General features: G+C 46.0%; 17 protein-coding genes. 7 read left to right on the top strand and 10 right to left on the bottom strand.

Annotation, left to right across the window (positions count from 1 at the left end; translation table 11 throughout):
- Positions 1 to 47: 47 nt before the first annotated feature.
- On the bottom strand, positions 48 to 1,283 hold the full coding sequence (locus GVO63_RS11770; RefSeq protein WP_159580056.1) for a malic enzyme-like NAD(P)-binding protein: 1,236 nt from the start codon (positions 1,281 to 1,283) through the stop codon (positions 48 to 50).
- A gap of 637 nt (positions 1,284 to 1,920) precedes the next feature.
- Between GVO63_RS11770 and GVO63_RS11775 the strand changes: the two genes are divergently transcribed.
- Positions 1,921 to 2,238 carry a hypothetical protein gene (locus GVO63_RS11775; protein WP_159580058.1) on the top strand — a complete coding sequence of 106 codons (318 nt, stop codon included), beginning with the start codon at positions 1,921 to 1,923 and terminating at the stop codon, positions 2,236 to 2,238.
- A 136-nt stretch (positions 2,239 to 2,374) separates the two neighbouring features.
- Here the strand turns inward: GVO63_RS11775 and rpmE are convergent, their stop codons facing one another.
- Positions 2,375 to 2,587 (bottom strand): 50S ribosomal protein L31, encoded by a 213-nt coding sequence (gene rpmE / locus GVO63_RS11780; RefSeq protein ID WP_014977577.1) that lies wholly within the window; start codon positions 2,585 to 2,587, stop codon positions 2,375 to 2,377.
- 370 nt (positions 2,588 to 2,957) lie between these two features.
- Between rpmE and priA the strand changes: the two genes are divergently transcribed.
- The 3 genes from priA (at position 2,958) to GVO63_RS11795 (ending at position 6,683) form a co-directional block, all read left to right on the top strand.
- A complete protein-coding gene (gene priA, locus GVO63_RS11785) occupies positions 2,958 to 5,147 on the top strand; it encodes a primosomal protein N' (RefSeq protein WP_159580060.1) in 2,190 nt (729 codons plus the stop codon).
- 131 nt (positions 5,148 to 5,278) lie between these two features.
- Positions 5,279 to 5,857, top strand: a complete 579-nt coding sequence (locus GVO63_RS11790) for an SPOR domain-containing protein (RefSeq protein ID WP_159580062.1) — start codon at positions 5,279 to 5,281, stop codon at positions 5,855 to 5,857.
- A gap of 85 nt (positions 5,858 to 5,942) precedes the next feature.
- Positions 5,943 to 6,683 (top strand): hypothetical protein, encoded by a 741-nt coding sequence (locus GVO63_RS11795; protein WP_159580064.1) that lies wholly within the window; start codon positions 5,943 to 5,945, stop codon positions 6,681 to 6,683.
- Here the strand turns inward: GVO63_RS11795 and GVO63_RS11800 are convergent.
- On the bottom strand, positions 6,680 to 7,300 hold the full coding sequence (locus tag GVO63_RS11800) for a DUF1294 domain-containing protein (RefSeq protein ID WP_159580066.1): 621 nt from the start codon (positions 7,298 to 7,300) through the stop codon (positions 6,680 to 6,682). The two genes, GVO63_RS11795 and GVO63_RS11800, sit on opposite strands and share 4 nt — an antisense overlap.
- A 303-nt stretch (positions 7,301 to 7,603) precedes the next feature.
- Between GVO63_RS11800 and hslV the strand changes: the two genes are divergently transcribed.
- Together hslV and hslU are read left to right on the top strand one after the other, a co-directional pair.
- On the top strand, positions 7,604 to 8,128 hold the full coding sequence (gene hslV, locus GVO63_RS11805; RefSeq protein ID WP_014950969.1) for an ATP-dependent protease subunit HslV: 525 nt from the start codon (positions 7,604 to 7,606) through the stop codon (positions 8,126 to 8,128).
- 82 nt (positions 8,129 to 8,210) lie between these two features.
- Positions 8,211 to 9,539 carry an HslU--HslV peptidase ATPase subunit gene (gene hslU, locus GVO63_RS11810; RefSeq protein WP_159492910.1) on the top strand — a complete coding sequence of 443 codons (1,329 nt, stop codon included), beginning with the start codon at positions 8,211 to 8,213 and terminating at the stop codon, positions 9,537 to 9,539.
- Positions 9,540 to 9,639: 100 nt separating this feature from the next.
- Here the strand turns inward: hslU and GVO63_RS11815 are convergent, their stop codons facing one another.
- The 5 genes from GVO63_RS11815 to GVO63_RS11835 all read right to left on the bottom strand — a co-directional run bounded on the left by GVO63_RS11815 (position 9,640) and on the right by GVO63_RS11835 (position 14,736).
- On the bottom strand, positions 9,640 to 10,611 hold the full coding sequence (locus tag GVO63_RS11815; protein WP_159580068.1) for a RimK family alpha-L-glutamate ligase: 972 nt from the start codon (positions 10,609 to 10,611) through the stop codon (positions 9,640 to 9,642).
- A 115-nt stretch (positions 10,612 to 10,726) separates the two neighbouring features.
- Entirely contained in the window at positions 10,727 to 10,939 is a 213-nt protein-coding gene (locus tag GVO63_RS11820) for a hypothetical protein (RefSeq protein WP_159580070.1), read from the bottom strand.
- 47 nt (positions 10,940 to 10,986) lie between these two features.
- On the bottom strand, positions 10,987 to 11,298 hold the full coding sequence (locus GVO63_RS11825) for a helix-turn-helix transcriptional regulator (RefSeq protein WP_159492913.1): 312 nt from the start codon (positions 11,296 to 11,298) through the stop codon (positions 10,987 to 10,989).
- Positions 11,285 to 13,480: a peptidase domain-containing ABC transporter gene (locus tag GVO63_RS11830; protein WP_159580072.1), complete on the bottom strand. Its 2,196-nt coding sequence runs from the start codon at positions 13,478 to 13,480 to the stop codon at positions 11,285 to 11,287. Before GVO63_RS11830 ends, GVO63_RS11825 begins: the two co-directional genes overlap by 14 nt.
- A gap of 2 nt (positions 13,481 to 13,482) precedes the next feature.
- Positions 13,483 to 14,736 carry an HlyD family secretion protein gene (locus GVO63_RS11835; protein ID WP_159580074.1) on the bottom strand — a complete coding sequence of 418 codons (1,254 nt, stop codon included), beginning with the start codon at positions 14,734 to 14,736 and terminating at the stop codon, positions 13,483 to 13,485.
- 424 nt (positions 14,737 to 15,160) lie between these two features.
- Between GVO63_RS11835 and GVO63_RS11840 the strand changes: the two genes are divergently transcribed.
- Positions 15,161 to 16,705 (top strand): hydroxymethylglutaryl-CoA reductase, encoded by a 1,545-nt coding sequence (locus tag GVO63_RS11840; protein WP_159492916.1) that lies wholly within the window; start codon positions 15,161 to 15,163, stop codon positions 16,703 to 16,705.
- Between the two features lie 37 nt (positions 16,706 to 16,742).
- On the opposite strand, the gene GVO63_RS11845 is transcribed toward GVO63_RS11840, so the two are convergent.
- Together GVO63_RS11845 and GVO63_RS11850 are read right to left on the bottom strand one after the other, a co-directional pair.
- Positions 16,743 to 17,693 (bottom strand): VWA domain-containing protein, encoded by a 951-nt coding sequence (locus tag GVO63_RS11845; RefSeq protein ID WP_159580076.1) that lies wholly within the window; start codon positions 17,691 to 17,693, stop codon positions 16,743 to 16,745.
- Between the two features lie 13 nt (positions 17,694 to 17,706).
- On the bottom strand, positions 17,707 to 18,765 hold the full coding sequence (locus GVO63_RS11850; RefSeq protein WP_159580078.1) for a vWA domain-containing protein: 1,059 nt from the start codon (positions 18,763 to 18,765) through the stop codon (positions 17,707 to 17,709).

Raw genomic sequence — 18,765 nt, forward strand, 5'->3', positions numbered from 1 at the left:
GCGTGTGCGTTTTGCTCACGCTGCTTTCAACATCAGGACTATTGCATTTATTCGCCAGCGCTTTCAGGTAAACGGGCTACGCCAGACGCAATAGCCGCTTTTGATACTGCAGTGGCAATACGTTCACAAAGGCGAGGGTCCATAGGTTTTGGAATAATGTACTCCTTACCAAATGTCAGGCTAGCACTTTTACTCGCGGCTAAAACTTCCTCTGGAACGGGCTCTTTGGTAATACTGCGAAGCGCTTCTACTGCAGCCACTTTCATTTCATCGTTAATGGCCGTCGCACGCACGTCTAAAGCGCCACGGAAGATGAACGGAAAACATAAAACATTATTCACCTGATTCGGATAGTCAGAGCGGCCTGTCGCCATAATAAGGTCTTTACGCACTTCATGAGCCAGCTCTGGTTTGATCTCAGGGTCTGGGTTAGAGCAGGCGAATACGATGGGGTTTTCAGCCATCAAGGCCAGAGTTTCTGGTGGAAGAACATCCGGGCCTGACACGCCAACAAAAATATCCGCACCTTCCATGACATCTTCAAGGGTGCGCTTGTCAGTGTTATTAGCAAATAGTTTTTTATGCTCTGTTAAGTCTTCGCGGCGAGTATGGATAACGCCCTTTCTGTCTAACATGTAAATACGCTCGCGTTGAGCACCACATTTAATAAGCAGCTCCATACAGGCAACCGCTGCGGCTCCTGCACCCATACAGACGATTTTTGCGCTCTCTATGTTTTTGCCCTGGATCTCTAGGGCATTAAGCATACCTGCTGCGGTTACAATAGCGGTGCCGTGCTGGTCATCATGAAACACAGGAATTTTACAGCGTTTGATAAGCTCTTGCTCAATCTCAAAACATTCTGGTGCTTTGATGTCTTCTAAGTTTATACCGCCAAACGTATCAGCAATATTGGCCACCGTATTGATGAATTCTTCGGTCGTGCGATGTTTGACCTCAATATCAATAGCATCAAGTCCGGCAAAGCGTTTAAATAGCAAAGCCTTACCTTCCATAACAGGTTTCGACGCTAGAGGGCCTAAATTCCCTAAACCTAAAATCGCTGTTCCGTTACTTATAACGGCAACAAGGTTGCCTTTACCCGTGTATTTGTAAGCATTATCAGCATCTTCGGCGATCTCTCTTACCGGTTCGGCAACGCCTGGACTGTAAGCGAGGGCAAGATCGTCTACGCTATCTGCCGGTTTTGATAGTTCTACGCGGATTTTTCCAGGCGTGGGTTTAGCGTGATAATCGAGTGCGCGTTGTCTAAAATCTGACATGTAAAAAGGTATCCTTAGATGTAGGGTTCATCAGTGTTTTCGTTCACGCTCTACCGCTATTTTATTGTTGTTATCGTTAAGGGTAGGTGAACGTAAGCGCGTTATAACCAAGTAGTAACAAACGTTATTGTAAATAGTTGTAAGCACCTGGGCCTATAGACGGTTGGCAGTTAATTAAGAGGTAACCTCTTCTATCACTGCGTTATTACCTTGTTTGGCCTCTACCGTCACACGTTATCCATAAACGCCCTACAGGCCCTGATAGTTGAGCATTATTCATAGCATTAATGTCCACTATCAAAGTGCTGATCGCAACTCTAACACAGCCAATCACTGTGTACATATCTGATCAGAATTCTCACTTACCAATGTAGGTTAGGCATACTAATTAGACCAGTAAAATAGGGCTATAATTGCCATTCACACTATTTATTTTAATGTCTATTGTCATTCCTTTGATCTATCAGATATCGTGGGGTGTTGCTATCGACATTGCGTTCAACTCAACGCTAACGTCGGCCACCCGTGCAACGCTGAAAAATACTATGCAAATTGCTTCGAGTGCCAAATTTATGTTTTACTTTTTATAATAAACGTTTGTGAAACCCCACTTAACATTCGCATTACAGGCGAGGATATGACAGAGAGAAAACTAATAGATGTGCTAACTGAGGTCTGCGAAAACGTTAAGCATGATGGCAATGGCTTTTTATGGCTTACCCATGTAGGGCATTGGAGAGCGCCGCAGGTTATCGCTGTTTTTAATACTGAACAAGAGAAACAGCGGGCATTGTCTAACGGATGGGATATGGACTTCATAAACCGAGTGAATATTGCACTGGCGTCAATTAAGTCTATTCCTGCGGGTATCTATTTTGATAGCGAGGAGGCATGTAAAAAAGCCAGTAGCGGCAATTGGGAAAGGCATTTATCTAACGTTAAACATGTCCATTGAGCATATGTGACCTTGTTCTTAGTATGATTGTCGGTCGGCTCTGCGCATGGACTGGCATCACGGTTTTAATGTAATACCGAATTTTAAGCAATAAAAAAGCGCCGTAAAAGGCGCTTTTTCGAACTCGATATCAGGCTTACTTTTTGCCCAATGCACCGAAACGCTTCTTGAAGCGATCAACACGACCACCAGTATCAACGTTACGTTGCTTACCAGTGTAGAATGGGTGACATGAAGAACATACGTCTAGGTTGATGTCTTTACCAAGCGTAGAACGAATGTTCATTACGTTACCACATGAGCAAGTTGCTGTGATTGCTTCGTACTTAGGGTGGATATCTTGTTTCATGGGATTACCTCACATAATAAGGCCGTATCGCTATACAACCCGAAGTCGCACACCATACGTTACTTAATTCAAATGATAAGTCGTTCAAAGAACAGCCTATCGCAAAAAGAGCGGCGCATAATAAAGGATGGGAAGGGCTTGATCAAGGGGTTTTTGGCTAATTGCTACACAAGAAGGTCAAACAAAAAACATTCCTTTTATGCTTAACTGTAAAGTATGTTTAAATATTTAGCTTTCAAGGCAAGGTCAACACGATTGGGTAGCAAAAAAACTACAAGTAACAGCGAATGCTGTAATGTATTGCCACCTACGTGTTTCAACGAGCGCACAGCGCGCTGTAAGCATCATCAGATAAGGTAGAACGTTCGCAATGGCCTTTATTCAAGTTGCCGTGCCAGTGCCACTGCGCCAACTTTTCACATATACCCACGATAGTGCGCTTCGTGCCGGAGTGAGGGTGATTGTGCCCTTTGGTCCGCGCAAACTTGTAGGCGTTGTCGTTGAAACACTACAGAAATCTGAAAGCGACATCGACAATTCCAATAAGCTAAAGGCCATTGAATCGGTACTCGACGATAGCCCTATTGTAGATGAAGTTTTGCTGAAAATGGCCCAGTGGCTGTGGCAGTATTACCATCACGCACCCGGTGAGGTGCTGCACGCCATGTTGCCCGTTTTATTGCGTAAAGGGGAGTCAGCAGAACCCACGCCACAAGATATGCTAAAGCTTACCGAAGAAGGTAAGCAAACATCCGCAGATACTCTGTCGCGTGCGCCAAAACAACAAGCCTGTTTTACTGCGCTGGCTGGCGGTGCTTTATTAGCATCACAAGCACGTAAGCAGTATGGTACGCCTGCCGTCAAAGCCCTCGTTGAAAAGTCATTAGCAAATATCGAAGAGGTTGCGCCAGAGTATAAGCCAAGCAGTTGGCTTGCTTCGTTATCGCTGTCTGAAAAGCCGATACCGGACACGGAGCAGTCGGTTGCCATTGCCGCTCTGAATCGTCAGCAAGGCAATTTTGCTGTGAGTTTGCTTGAAGGAGTAACGGGTAGCGGTAAAACCGAAGTATACCTTCAGACCATTGAGCCCCTACTGCGCGAAGGGAAGCAAGTGCTTATCCTTGTGCCAGAAATTGGGCTTACGCCACAAACGGTCTCTCGTTTTGAAAAGCGCTTTGGTATTGCGGTGGGCGTATTACATTCTCAGCTTTCCGATAAAGAACGGTTACATGTATGGCAGAGAGCCAAGGCCGGTGAACTCGGTATTATTATAGGCACGCGCTCGGCTATTTTTACTCCACTGCACAACCCCGGCATGTTGATTGTAGATGAAGAACACGACGAGTCTTTTAAGCAGCAAGACGGGCTTCGTTATCACGCCCGTGACCTGGCAGCAATGCGTGCCAAGCAGCATAATATTCCGCTGTTACTAGGAAGCGCCACGCCCGCGCTTGAAACACTTAATAATGCGCTAAGCGGCCGCTATGCTCATTTGCAGCTCACACGGCGAGCGGGAGGGGCGAAAAGCACGCATCAGCATGTGCTGGACGCGCGCGACCAACCCATTCACTACGGTATTTCCCAAGGTCTGCTAACGATAATGCGCCAGCATATCAGCGCGGGGAATCAGGTATTGGTGTTTGTGAATCGCAGAGGCTATGCGCCCGCGCTGCTGTGTCATCATTGCGGTGAAACCGCTATGTGTAAGCGTTGTGACCGCTCTTATACCGTGCATAAAGCGCAAAATCGATTACAGTGTCATCATTGTGGCGGCATGCGGTCAATGCCATCAAGTTGCGAAGCGTGCCATCATAATGAATTAGTGACAGCGGGCACAGGGACCGAGCAAGTTGAGCAAGGCCTCGCAAGCTTATTTCCCGGTGTTAAACAGGTTCGAATAGACAGTGACACCGTGCGGGGCAAAGACAAACTGCACCAAACACTTGATGCAATTAACCGCCAAGAGTACCAGTTGCTAGTAGGTACCCAGATACTATCAAAAGGTCACCATTTTCCTCACGTAACGTTAGTGGCGGTACTCGATTGTGATGGTGCACTGTTTAGCGCCGATTTCAGAGCGCCGGAAAAGCTCGCTCAGCTTGTGACGCAGCTTGCTGGAAGGGCGGGGCGCGCGAGTAAACCCGGTGAAATGTGGCTACAAACCCATAACCCTCACCATCCTTTACTACAAGATTTAGTACACAATGGCTATGGGCACTTCGCCAGACATGCACTAATGGAGCGTAAGGCAGCAGGACTACCGCCCTTCATCAGTCAGTTTGTTATTCGAGCAGAGGCAACCGATAGCAGTTTAGCGTATCGCTTCTTGCAAGAAAGCAAGCAGGTGTTTAATCAGCAGCATGCCATAGAGACGAACGGCCCATTTCCCTGTTTAATAGAAAAGCGACAAGGCAGGTTTCGGTTTATGCTGGTATGCAGTCATGAAAAGCGCGCGCCACTTCACCATGCCCTGCGTTTGGCACTGCCGTTTTTACAGGCGTTGCCCCAAGCAATGAAAGTAAGATGGTCAATAGATATTGATCCTACCGATTTCAGTTAGCTTGTTGTGATGCAATACGTTAAAATTTTGGCTCGATAAACGGTGCGGTAATCACTTTCCCTCGCCAAATTTGATATACGACGTTTCCTTACGAATACAAACAACGATAACAAGTAGGAATATAGCCGACTATGGCCCAACGCGATTATGTCTCTCGTGGACGCTCTACCCAAAAAAAGAAGTCTGCAGGTAAAGGCCGAAAGCCTGCTGGAAATGCCCAAATCAATGGGGCTGCAGGTGCTAAGCTACCTATAATTCGACTTATCGGCGTGTTTGCTCTTCTCATTGGCTTTGGTGTGTTTTTGTGGTCAATTAAAGATAATGTAGAGGATGACGTTGACACGCAAGTATCACGTCCTGTTGCCCCTACAGAAGAGTCGTTGCCCGAATTGCCCGAAGAAGAGTGGGAGTATATTAAGACTCTGCCAGGATACGAAGTTGAAGTAGACGTGAAAGAACAGGAGAAATCCGACAAACGCTATTTGATGCAGTGCGCTTCATTTAGAACCCGTGCACAAGCCGAAGAGATGAAAGCTAAAATTGCGTTCCAAGGTTTAGAGGCGTTGATTAAACAAAGCTCTGGCAGCAATGGCGATTGGTTTCGCGTTATTCTGGGCCCTTACGAGTCTAAGCGTGATGCTGAAAAAGCGAAGCATAGTCTGCGTAAAGTGAATATTGCGACATGCCAAATTTGGTACTGGAATTTGTAGCAGTTTATTGTAGGCAACACTTAATGCGTTGTATACGGCGCTGAAATAGCGCGTAGAGAAAGGATGCGTTTACAAGGAAGTATCAATGAGTATTGCCAACACCGAACAACCAAATTACGCCGCTTATAGCATAGAAGAGCTTGAGGACGTTCTGGAAAATATTGATAAGCAGGCCTTTCCAGAGCGCTACCAGGCAGCAAAGAATGAGCTCGCTTCGAAACGAGCAACGCAGCCACCTGAGAATGATGCGGACAGCGCCCATCATGATGAGCATGTTACTCGACCTAAATGGTCTGAGCTTCATCCAATAACACGTATCAGTAACGGTACTTTTTTTGTACTTATTGGCGCTTTATTTGTGACGGCATTCACTGACTTTGTCGTGATTAACGCGTGGCTAAATAATTCGACATGGGCCATTGTTTTACTTACTTTTATTTATAGCGCCCTTTATTACCTTTCTGTTTTCCTCGATAAGCGGCACGGGCAATTTGTGACTAAAGATTTGCGTGGGAAAATGACATTAGTTGGTATGCCGCTATTAGCCTTTTTCTTAAGCTTTAGTTTTGTTGATACGGCATTGCCTTACACGCTTCATTTAGCCTCCGATAAACAAAAGACAGAAAGAAAATTTGCTTATGAAAAAGGCAGCGGTTCTAAGCAATGTCGACATCCACTTTTGCTAAAAGAGAACGGCCCCCTGTCTGATGGGCGCTTATGCTTAAGGGAAAGCGAGCACAAACGCCTACCGAATAAAGGGTGGGTGTATGTAAAGGGATATGAAAGTGGTTTTGGTTTTAAAATTGAAAGATATCGATTTCGCTAAATTTCCATCTTAAATGCTTGCGTATTAATCACTTCAAATGCGATTAGCCCAAGCAAAAAAAGGTTAACTACTACCGTTACCCAATAAACCTTCATAAATGACGATTTACTACGCTTGTGTTTAAACATCTGCTGGGCTAGCAATGCGCCAGGCCAGCCCCCCACTAAACTTAATAGGTGCAGTTTTGCTTCTGAAATTCGCCACATGTCGTTTTTAGCTGCCCATTTATCAATACCGTAAAACACTAGGGTAAGCATACTTAACGCGCCATAAAAGATCGGTACTATAGAGGGTAACTGACCTGATAATGTGAGTAATGCAAGTGCACCGAAGAAAATACTCAGAATGATAATATTACGTTTTCTTTGCGAGGTTGGCTTATTGGCGCGTGAACGTTTTGCTTTGTGGTCTTTGAGTAAGCTGATGTTGCAGGCGCGGTGATTGCCTTTTCTATCCTGCTCAACTTCATAAACAATCATGTCGCCATTAACAGGGCGCCTAGAGCGTTGTTTAAACGCTTTGATATAAGTAAACGCGCGCGTGCCTCCACCGTTAGGCTCTACAAAGCCAAAACCTTTAGCATCATCCCACTGTTGAATTCTTCCCTGATACTTCACTACCACTCCTTTAATATCATTATATAGCGACTTCAGTGTTGCTACTTTATCTGCATTTTATTACCTAGGCATTATTTAAAGTGGCCGTAGGGTTTGTTGGCGAGAGTATGCACTCAATAAATGATGTATTCAATACACTGGCGAACACGCTAAGCCCATAGAGTAGGCAGTTCAGAGCGCACATTCTTTTGTCTTACCCTTGAAATTAAAAAGCCTTCCCCCACTTACTTGTTATTGAATTTGAATGCTGCTGCCTTTGCTAGACGAAAAACGCAGTAGCGCCCAGCTAAACGGGGAATTAACGTGACAACGATTGTATCTGTACGACGTGGGAATCAAGTGGTAATGGCCGGTGACGGGCAGGTATCACTGGGCAACACCGTAATGAAAGGTAATGCGCGCAAAGTGCGCCGTTTATACCACGACAAGATTTTAGCGGGCTTTGCTGGTGGCACAGCCGACGCATTCACGCTGTTTGAACGCTTTGAAGCAAAGCTTGAAGCTCACCAAGGCCATTTAACCAAGGCGGCGGTAGAACTTGCGAAAGACTGGCGAACTGACAGGGCGCTTCGCAAATTAGAGGCTCTGCTTGCCGTAGCAGACGAAACTGCATCGTTTATCATCACCGGTAACGGCGATGTTGTGCAACCTGAACAAGATCTTATTGCTATTGGTTCAGGTGGTAACTACGCACAAGCCGCAGCTACTGCATTACTTGAAAATACAGAGCTAAGTGCAAAAGAGATCGCGGAAAAAGCATTGACCATTGCAGGTGATATTTGCGTATTCACTAACCATAGCCAAACGGTTGATGTACTAGATTACTAAGTAATAGCTGAATGCTGTTATCGGCTTGCTGTCGCTCATTTTAATACGAGTACAACAAGCCCTGTTAGAAAAGGGTTTATTCATGTCTGAAATGACACCAAGAGAAATTGTTCACGAGTTAGACCGCCATATTATCGGTCAACAAGACGCTAAGCGCGCTGTGTCTATTGCACTTCGAAACCGCTGGCGTCGAATGCAACTTGAACCAGAGCTGCGCCAAGAAGTTACGCCAAAAAATATTTTGATGATTGGCCCAACGGGTGTGGGTAAAACTGAAATTGCTCGCCGTTTAGCAAAACTCGCTAACGCGCCGTTTATTAAGGTTGAAGCGACAAAATTCACCGAAGTGGGTTATGTAGGTAAAGAAGTAGAGACGATCATTCGCGATCTTGCCGATATTGCGGTAAAGATGACGAAAGAAAACGAAATGAAGAAGGTGAAATTCCGTGCAGAAGAAGCAGCGGAAGAGCGAATTTTAGACGTTTTATTGCCTCCACCAGAAGATGCGTGGGGCAATAAAGAAAACGTTGAAGATCGCGGCACGCGTCAGGCATTTCGTAAAAAGCTTCGTCAGGGCGATTTGGACGACAAAGAGATTGAAATTGATGTAGCACTTCCGCAGGTGGGCGTAGAAATTATGGCGCCTCCAGGTATGGAAGAGATGACCAACCAGCTTCAAGGCATGTTCCAGAACTTGTCGGGTTCGCAAAAGAAAAAGAAAAAGCTGAAAATTAAAGATGCCTTCAAAATGCTGATAGAAGAAGAGGCGGCGCGCCTTGTGAATCAAGAAGATTTGAAGGAAAAAGCGCTTGAGTCGGTTGAGCAGCACGGTATCGTGTTCATCGATGAAATTGATAAAATTTGTAAGCGCGAAGGTAATTCGTCAGCTGATGTATCTCGCGAAGGTGTTCAGCGTGACCTGCTTCCGCTAGTCGAAGGTTCAACGGTATCGACAAAACACGGCATGGTTAAAACTGACCATATCTTGTTTATTGCTTCGGGCGCATTCCAAATGAGCAAGCCTTCGGACCTTATTCCAGAGCTTCAGGGCCGTTTGCCTATTCGCGTTGAGCTTTCTGCCCTTAAAGTCGGTGACTTTAAACGTATTCTTACCGAGCCGAATGCGTCGTTAACGCACCAGTACATAGCGTTAATGAAGACAGAAGGCGTGGATATTACGTTCGATGATTCTGGTATTCAACGTATTGCCGAAGCAGCATGGCAGGTGAATGAGCGCACTGAAAACATTGGTGCCCGCCGCTTGCACACCGTGCTTGAGCGTCTTATGGAAGACATCTCGTTCGACGCTTCAGAGAAGAGTGGAGAGTCGTTCGTGATTGATGCAGACTACGTTAATAGCCACTTAGAGACTTTGGTGGATAACGAAGATCTGTCGCGCTTTATCCTTTAATTTACCGCTAGGTTGAGGCCTCCCGAAAATAGTTGGGTTATCCAATTCAAAGGGAGGCTTTATTATTTATCGCATACAAAGTCCTCATATCAGCTGTCAGTCAAGTCCTCACCAGCAGTGCTACCAACTTTTCTGTAATATCCAAGCCAGTATCGTTTTCTACTTTCAAAAAATAAGGGCTGGGGTTGGCCTCTAAAAAAAAGTACTTTCCTTTCGCACTTTTGCGCCAGTCTATCGCGCACCAGTGCATACCTAATGCTTTACATATTTTGACAGCTAACTGCTGAACGTCTCTGGGAACTAGGGTTACTGACACACTGGCGTTGTCGTCGTTCCTGTAATCCAATTCACTTGAGTCAATTTGTACGCTGAGTACGTCATTGCCCAGCACATAGCTTCGTATGTTTACACCCGCAATATATTTTTGAAAGGTAACAGGGCGTTCACTGAGTAAGTTGTTGAGTAAAGGGCGCATATTGGGTTGTTTATTTACAAATTGTGCAGTTCTTCCGCCGCGTACAGGCTTATAGATAACCTCGCGCATATTACTGCAAAACTGCGTGGCGACTTCGGGCGCATTGCCTACAAAGGTGTAGGGAATATGTGCGCCTAGTTTACCAGCAATACGCGATTGATAAGGTTTGCACTGGTGGCTTCGGACAGCGTCGATAGGGTTGACCCACTTAATGTCAGCATAACTGAACCAGCAAAGCAAAGTGCTGGCGCGTTCCTGTTCAACCCAACCGTCATTTACGAGTACACTCGCGCGCCGACCTTGCGCTTCTTCTTCCTTTCCCCCAGATTCACTTTTATTGTCTCGTGAAAATCCGGGCAGGTATTCATGCCAGTAAGCGGCTTTGGTATTTGAAAAGGTCACTCTAGGCTGGTCACATAGCGACGATGAACTGAAATGAATGAGTCCGTCATCAAAATCGGGGTCATAACTGATGGTCCAGGAAATGCCAAAGTAGCGTGTATTGGCGATATAAAAAGGTATGGCAATTTGACGTAGCGCTTGTGCTATATGCTGAATTTGGGGGTCTTGTTCACTTCCTAATAATGCGACGTGCATCCGTGCTCCTTGTTTGTGTAAACATAATCAATGACGAATGATAAAAACAACACGTGCATGCACATAGATCCTCCGTGCATACATGTGTTGTTGCGGGATTCATTGGTGTCTGGGGTTAGGACAATATGTCAGGCAGTTTGCCGCCGCCCTCGCCAATAGCCAATGTGATATACACAGGCTCTTTAGGCTCGGGAACGATCGCCGGTGGGGTTTCAATCAATCGTGCTCGTACGCCCCCAGACACCTCAAAAAGCTGGGCTTCGGCAAGTTGAACAGGGGGTACGTTCTTATTGTGTTTGTTGCTAGGTTGATGTGGGTGATTTTTCATAGTTTACGCTCCATGTAGTGGCGTGTTGAGTGACAAGACAATTTCACCTAAAGTGATATCGCCTCTTGGTAAAGGGTTCTAAAGCAGCCTGCGATAAGCGCAGAACGATTTGATATATTGAGCTTTTTATAGATGTTGGCGCAGTGAAATTTCACTGTCCTTTCGCTAATAAATAGCTCTGAGGCGATGATTTTATTAGAGCAGCCTTCCATAATTTTGTGCGCGACTTGCCGTTCTCGTTTAGATAGACAGTTAATTGGGATCACGCTGCCATAGGCGGTAATACCATGGGTATCTATCTGCAAACGTTCAGCGGCTGTTATCAATACCGCGGGTTCATTTATTTCATGGTTTTTCATTAGATTTCTCCGTTTTTACCTGATATTGCGTCCCAATTACGTCAGCGGGAGAGCAGGGGTGTAATACGCCGTCTACCAGACGATAAACCTTGTCTGCCATGGCGATTGACTGTGGACGATGAGCCACAACAATTCTTGTCATATTTAAAGATTGAAGGTGATGATTTATTCGTGCTTCATTAGCGGTATCTAAATGGCTGCTAGCTTCATCTAGAAAAAGAATGTCAGGGTTTTGATAAAGTGCTCTGGCGAGGAGTAATCGCTGCTTTTGACCGCCGCTTAAACTGCTGCCCATGTCCCCCACCAACGAGTGGTATTGCATAGGCAGTTTCATGATGTCCTCGTGAATACATGCAAGATGGGCAACGTGAACCATTTTTTGGACATCAGCCGGTTGTTCAAAGCAGCAAATGTTCTGGGCTATGGTGCCGCTCAGGCAAGCGTCTTCTTGTAGCACTGACGCGATGACAGGATGTTGCGCGTTCGGGTAGGTAACGCTGCCTTTTGATAGCGGGTAAAGGCCCATTAAGCACTTTAATAATGTACTTTTTCCGCAGCCACTTTCACCAATAATCGCCACGATATCGCCTGCGTTGATTGAAAGATTGATCTGTTTAAATACCCACTCACTCGACTCACTGTATCGATAGCCAAGGGATTGGGCGTTAAGTGCGATATGGTTTGATAGGGTATCGGTTGGGAGCGTTTCAGAATCGCTATGTGAGGGATTGTTGTTCAATACCAAACGTGTATTTGGCGTTACTTGAGCAGGCGTTAGCAATATATCGCTGAGGCGAGTGAAATGGACGCCTAGCATATTGAGCTCAATCACTTTGTTAACTACCCCGTCAAGCGCGCTCACGAAGCGAGTTTTATAGGCTATAAAAGCGAGCAACATACCGATTGAAAGTGTGCTTTCCATGACGAGACTCGCGCCGATGTAGACAACCACCAAGTTCTCAGCGCCAAATAAAAGCTGGTTGGAAAGCGTGCTGCCTATATTAATCTTACCCAGGGTTATATCTTTATTTAACGTAGCAACCAGCTTGTTCTGCCAGTGACCGTGGCGCTGCACTTCTTGCCCGTAGACTCGAATAGGCAATATTGCCCTGACGCTCTCCATAAAGTGACTTTGTTCTGAAGCGGAAAGTGCGATACGTTCTGTTGTAAGCCGCTTGATTAAGGGCAACAGGCCCAGTCGAATAGATAAATACACCAGCATGATGGCGACGACCACAAGGGTGAGTTTTATCGAGTACAGCATCATTACAGCCAGCGTGATCACGGCCATGAGCCCATCGAGCAGTGCGGTAACCACGCCAGTCGTTAAGAACTCTCTAATGCTTGCTAGCGACCCAAACCGAGACACCACATCGCCAATGTGGCGCTTATCAAAGTAATCTAAGGGAAGTGAGAGTAAGTGCTTAAATACCGATGCCGACATCTGAAGTTGAAGGCGAGAAGACACCGATAAAATAACCAATTTTCGAATGCCGCTGGTAAAGGTTTCTACCACTAAGAGTAGAGCAAAACCCATGGCGAGTGCCTTGAGTAACGCATCGTTGTTGTAAATTAATACGTCATCGACCACCGTTTGCATATAGTAAGGTGCTGCAAGTGCAAAGAGTTGCAACACTATCGACAATGCGAAAAGGGTAAGAAGATTGCGTTTGAAACCTATCGCGCGCGAGAAAAACTGTGTCAGACCAAGGCGAGGCGTAGACTTTTTGGGGCTAAATGTATCGCTTGGTGAGACTTCTAGTGCAATACCCGTGATGTATCTTGAAGCTTCTTCAACAGTGAGTGTCCTTTGTCCAAGCGCGGGATCGTGGATGGTGATGGTTTTCCCTTTCACTTTTGTTAACACCACAAAGTGATTCATACTCCAGTGCAAGACCGCAGGGCAGGATAATTGCGCAAGATGCGCCATTTCTATTTTAATTGCGCGGGTTTGAAAGCCTAAGGTACTCGCAATACGCATAACATCTTTTAGGGTTGTGCCTCTCAGCGATACAGACATGGTTTGGCGCAAGGCATTAAGATCTCGCTTATCAGAATAATATTGGGCAATCATGGCCATACAAGCGAGTCCACATTCCGCTGCTTCGCTTTGTAAAATAACCGGAACACGCTTTGTGGGTTGAAGAAATTGCGTAGAAAGAGGGTGTGTCATACTCATCATGATTAAAGCTTCCCTGTAATGCTATAAAGCGGTTCCATTAACCATTCCATTAGGGTGCGCTGGCTTAAATGTACGTCGGCAGAGAAAGTCATACCGGCTTTGAGCGAGATACGGTTGCCGTAAGCCATAATTTCTTTTGTACTTAACGTCGCGGTCACTAAATAGGCGGGTTCGCTAATTGAAATCGGCACGTCGACAAGTTCGCCCGGCAAGACTAATGAAGGTGAGATGTTGGTAATTTCCCCAGACTGCACACCAAACTTCTGATAGGGAAAAGCGTCATAGCGGATGTGCAGGGCTTGCCCCTCGTGCAAAAAGCCAGCTGAGCGCACCGGCACGGCGATACGAGCGTGGATGTCCGTATTGACAGGAAGCAAAGTTAGTAAGGGGCGCGTACTATCAACGGTATAGCCAGCTTTAACATAAAGGCCTGATACTCGTCCGCTACGAGGCGCATAAATGGTTTCTTCCGCATGGCTGTTGTGGTTAACAATTTGTTGTTGAAGATCGCTCAGTGCGTTCTCTAAATCCGCCAGTTCGTTTGCCTGACGCTTAGGTAGTGTCGCAATGTCATGATGTAAATTCTTAATATTGGCCCGTTCTATTCGTCGGTCTTTTTTAGCCAGTGTAAGCTGTTGTTCTGCGGTTAAACGCTGCAGCGTTTGGTTTTCAACATCAGCGCGACTCAAATGGCCTTGGTTCAAGAGCGCCTGTGCAACTTCCCATTGCTTTACAGCCATGTTCCAGTGTGTTTCAGATAGCTTGACGATGGCGTTCAAATCGTCGAGTGTGCGCTCAGCCTGTGATAGCTGATCGTTCAAACTCTCGACTTGTGCGATGTGAAGGGCGCGAAGCCGGGTGATATTTTCTAGCGTTCGTTCTCGCTTAGCTTCAAGCTCTTTAAGCAGTTGGGTGCTCACACGATTACCTGAAGCATCACTATTACTATAATCAATGGTGATCAAAGGCGTGCCTTTCTCAACATGCTCTCCGTCATGGACTAGCACATCAATGACTTTTCCTTGCCGTGTGTCGGCGTAGAGCTTAAATACGCCATGGCTCGGCTCTAACCATCCAATCACAGATGCCTTCCTAGCATAGCTCCCCATGTTAAGGTAAATAACCAATGCTGCTATCCACACAATAAGCAACAGTGCGACTGTCGAATAAACAGGTTTAGGGGTCATTAAGAAACTGCCGTCGAGTGTGTTCGACTGTTCATCCACGGCTTCTTTTCGAAATAGTCCTGTTCTCATCTTCGTTCCTTGTATTGAGGCTGTGCTTATATGTTGTTGTGTTTGTGAAAATCCCTTTCACGTTCCACACATAGCGTATCTGGCTGCCGCTTCCCTACCGGCTGTTCATCCATGGCATCGCAATCCTTGATGCCTCCTTTGTCGTACTGCCAGATACTTGGTGGTCAACACTACTGCGGTGACGGTTTTCACTTTAGAGGGATAGGTAAGTTGATGAATTTCTTGAGAGGTCTATATTTTAAGTACACAGGGTTCATTGATGCTTGGCGCATTTTTAAAAGTGCTTGGCTCAATTTTAGAGATTGATTTGACGCAAATAATTAGCACGCAAATAAAAAGAAGTCATAGATCTGTATAAAGAATGTGCTATAAAAAACGAAGAAATATGAAAATAACACGATAAAAATACACAGAAGGAAGCCTCATGTTTGTGCCCAGCATACTTTTAAAACAACTCTACACGCGCGCGAGTCTAACCAAGACAGAAAAAGGCCTATCGTTTTCTCTGAAGAACAGATTAAAAGACGCAACCATCAAAGAATTGAATTGGATATCTCTTGATGGGGAAAAAATTCCAGAAGACAAAATATCTCTTCAGCTTACCGCCGATACCTGTATATCAATGGACGCGCTAAACAAATCTGGTGGTGAACCCTTTGGTTTGCGTCAAACCATTACTGTGCATTTAGACATTGACGAGGCTCCTTGTCCTGAAAAGCGCAAACTGGGTATTTGTTTTTCTGCATCTCCTTTTGGCAAACTCAAATTTGAAGTAGAAGATAATATTACTGCGCCAGGGCAGCGCAGCGCCTCTATCCCTCGTGATGACTTGGATGACTACGGTGAGAGCATTATAAAAACACGCCAAGAATATTTCGAAAGCGCCACGGGCAAGAAGATTGACCATGTAGGTAAGTACTCCATCGATCCCCAGGCTCTACAAGGGAATATCGAGCACTTTATCGGCGTTGCCCAAGTGCCCATCGGTATTGCAGGGCCCCTAAAAATAAACGGTGAACATGCGCAAGGTGAATTTGTAGTGCCGTTGGCGACTACAGAAGGAACGCTGGTAGCTTCCTATAACCGCGGCATGAAACTCCTCAACATGAGTGGCGGTGTAACAGCAACGGTGGTTGACGACGCTATGCAGCGCGCACCGGTATTCATATTTAAAGATGCTCGAGGCGCAAGAGACTTCGTCAAGTGGGTCAAAAAGAATTTTGACAAGATAAAGGAAGAGGCTGAAGCCACGTCGAGTATTGCTAATCTGACATACATCGATAATTTCCTGTCTAACAAATTTGCATTTTTGCGCTTTAACTTCAAGACGGGAGACGCTGCGGGTCAGAACATGGTTGGGCGAGCGACTTTCGCCGCTTGTGGGTGGATACTGGACCATTATGAAGGGATAGAAAACTTCTATCTCGAGTCTAACTTTGCTACGGATAAGAAAGCGTCACAGATAAACATTATGCGCACTCGCGGTAAGCGGGTTACTGCCGAAGCCACAATTAAGCGGGAACATTTGTTAGAGGTAATGCGCGTAGAGCCTAAACAAATTGACTACCACGGTCGTGTTGCCGGTGTCGGGTCGTTCTTGTCTGGTGTCAATAATACGGGCCTTCATTCACCAAACGGTATAACGGCTATGTTCATTGCCACAGGACAGGACGTGGCAAACGTGTCTGAATCGTCGGCAGCAATCATGTATTCAGAGTTAACGGAAGACGGAGACTTGTACGTTTCTATCACCATTCCTTCGCTTATCGTTGCGACCTATGGTGGTGGCACCGGTATCGGCACCCAGCGGGAGTGTCTAGAGCTTCTCGATTGTTACGGTCGTGACCGCGTGTATAAATTCGCGGAAATCGTTGCGTCAGTAGTGCTAGCTGGTGAGATATCGCTGGCTTCTGCTATTAGCTCATCAGATTGGGTATCGTCTCACGAGCAGTACGGAAGAAACCGATAAAACATAGGCGGCGGTCTCTTTTATCGGTCAATCAGAGTTAGAAGTATTGGCCGATAAAAGCGCCGCGGTTGCGTTTTGCTACCGCCTGCATAAAGGCACTAAAGCGCTGCGCATTGCCGTTACTGCGGCTAAACCCAACACCGTGAATTCGAATCACGGGCTGCCCGTTAGTGCCTTGGTTAGCTTGCGTAATTTGGCCAACAATTTGGTCTAAGTTAGTCCTTTGATAATCATCACCAAATACGTAAAGGCTTACACGGCCCTTGGTATTTTTATACAGTTTTATGGCTTTTAAAATTCCCGCTTCTGGCTGACTTGCCCCGCCTTTAAAGCTTTTCATTTGGCTCATTGCCGTATCTCGCATGGTTTTTCTGTCATCTAACCATTGACCTGCTTTACTTGAAAACATAAAGCTGCCGTCGGCGGACATAATTTGAAACCCCTTCATTTTGGGGTGATTCTTTAAGATGTCGTTAACCACTGTGATTACGCGATTCCATCCGCTACCTGAAGACATGGACCCTGAATTATCGATAGCGAAAATGACATATTCAGCGTCGGTGGGAATACCGCCTACATCATCATCAGGGGTATCTGTGGGGTTGGGCGTGTTTAACATGGCCGTAGCTTGACGTATTTCTCGGCGCAGAGACGACGCTTTATCCTTCATCTGATTAATCGTTTGTTGCGCCCGGGGTATCGAAGCCTCTAAGTTGTCTTTTTTCTCTGTGACTGACGCGGTTTTACTCTGCGCAGCTTGGAGTTCTTGCTGCTTATCCGACAGGGCTCCTTTAAGCGTTTCAACGTCAACTTGAGCTTGTAATACCTGATCGATCAATACGCTCACATTACTTGGACCGCGCTCGGTATCCTCGGTACCGTTTTTGGCCAGCAGTACAAGCATCACTACCGCACCAAAGGCACAAGAAATGATGTCAAGAAAGGCAATGTTGAATACCTCAACAGGGGCACGCTGAATTTTCCTCACGGTTTCATTCTCACTATGGCCACTCCGGAGCAGGTGAAAGGAAAGTGCCGCTGGTTGCACGGGTCCATTCCCAGTACATCGGAGATGCAAACGGATCGCCTTCTATCGGCAGCAAAATCACGTTGTAGTGCACGCCTTTTTTAGCCCGTTTGACGGTTTCAACAAATAGGGTCTTACGGCAATCAGATGAGATTGACTTTTTGCTACTAATGAAATTTTTACAGCTTAGTGGCAATCCATCGCCAAGCGTGGGCAAGCCATCGGTGACGATATACACGTCGGTAATATTTGGGTTAGCCTTAAATAAAATGGTTAAGCCTTCTTGGAGGTTTGTACCGCCGTTTGGCACTATGCCGCCAAGGTCCTTAACCATTGCGTTCATCGAACCGCTCACTTTCGCGCTGTTTACGTCGCGAAGGCCCAAGGTTTTGGCTGTATCTGAGAACGCCACCATGGTAACTTTTGACTCTAACGGCACGCGAGCTAACATCCACTGCGCAACACGTTTTGTGCGCACCCACTTGGGTGTTGAGACTTTTTGTCCGTCACTTAATGCCAGCTTGCCTAGAATATCCAACAAGTTGTCGCCCATCATTGACGCGCTTTTGTCGATAAGGAGGCCTATTTCAGCGCCTTCTATTTTCATGCCGGTGATATAGTTTTGCTCGCCCGTACCTTGCATTTGGATATTGGCTGACTTTTCTACTTCTTTCGACAGTGCTGCAAGTTGATTCTCTAGATCTGCCACTACCGCCATTTCGGTAGACATATCTTGAAGCAGCTTCGACTGGTCTTGAGTACTATCTGCTCGGGCTTGTTGAGCGTCATCTTGCTTTGCTGACTCAAGTGCAATTTTGTCATTTATTTCGTCAATCGACTTTTTAAGCTTCTGCTGTTCTTGCTCTGCTGCCGCGAGTTCTTGTTCTAATTTTTCTTTCTCTTCTGTTGGCGTAGGCGTGAAAGCTTTAAAATCGACCAGAATAAAAATCAAAATGACCGCGCCAAGACCACAGGCCATCACATCCAAAAAGGCTAGGTTGAATCCGTCTTCGGCTTTACGCACTTTAGGCAT

Source organism: Alteromonas sp. KUL106 (assembly GCF_009811415.1).
In the GTDB taxonomy this organism is placed as follows: Bacteria; Pseudomonadota; Gammaproteobacteria; order Enterobacterales; family Alteromonadaceae; genus Alteromonas.

Bases quoted from the DNA above. Each gene is read 5' to 3' on its own strand.
- GVO63_RS11775 (WP_159580058.1), top strand. From the start codon at position 1,921: ATGACAGAGAGAAAACTAATAGATGTGCTAACTGAGGTCTGCGAAAAC.
- GVO63_RS11815 (WP_159580068.1), bottom strand. From the start codon at position 10,611: ATGCACGTCGCATTATTAGGAAGTGAACAAGACCCCCAAATTCAGCAT.
- rpmE (WP_014977577.1), bottom strand. From the start codon at position 2,587: ATGAAACAAGATATCCACCCTAAGTACGAAGCAATCACAGCAACTTGC.
- GVO63_RS11770 (WP_159580056.1), bottom strand. From the start codon at position 1,283: ATGTCAGATTTTAGACAACGCGCACTCGATTATCACGCTAAACCCACG.
- GVO63_RS11835 (WP_159580074.1), bottom strand. From the start codon at position 14,736: ATGAGAACAGGACTATTTCGAAAAGAAGCCGTGGATGAACAGTCGAAC.
- hslU (WP_159492910.1), top strand. From the start codon at position 8,211: ATGTCTGAAATGACACCAAGAGAAATTGTTCACGAGTTAGACCGCCAT.
- GVO63_RS11795 (WP_159580064.1), top strand. From the start codon at position 5,943: ATGAGTATTGCCAACACCGAACAACCAAATTACGCCGCTTATAGCATA.
- GVO63_RS11825 (WP_159492913.1), bottom strand. From the start codon at position 11,298: ATGAAAAACCATGAAATAAATGAACCCGCGGTATTGATAACAGCCGCT.
- GVO63_RS11850 (WP_159580078.1), bottom strand. From the start codon at position 18,765: ATGCCTAAAGTGCGTAAAGCCGAAGACGGATTCAACCTAGCCTTTTTG.
- GVO63_RS11820 (WP_159580070.1), bottom strand. From the start codon at position 10,939: ATGAAAAATCACCCACATCAACCTAGCAACAAACACAATAAGAACGTA.
- priA (WP_159580060.1), top strand. From the start codon at position 2,958: ATGGCCTTTATTCAAGTTGCCGTGCCAGTGCCACTGCGCCAACTTTTC.
- GVO63_RS11840 (WP_159492916.1), top strand. From the start codon at position 15,161: ATGTTTGTGCCCAGCATACTTTTAAAACAACTCTACACGCGCGCGAGT.
- GVO63_RS11830 (WP_159580072.1), bottom strand. From the start codon at position 13,480: ATGATGAGTATGACACACCCTCTTTCTACGCAATTTCTTCAACCCACA.
- GVO63_RS11790 (WP_159580062.1), top strand. From the start codon at position 5,279: ATGGCCCAACGCGATTATGTCTCTCGTGGACGCTCTACCCAAAAAAAG.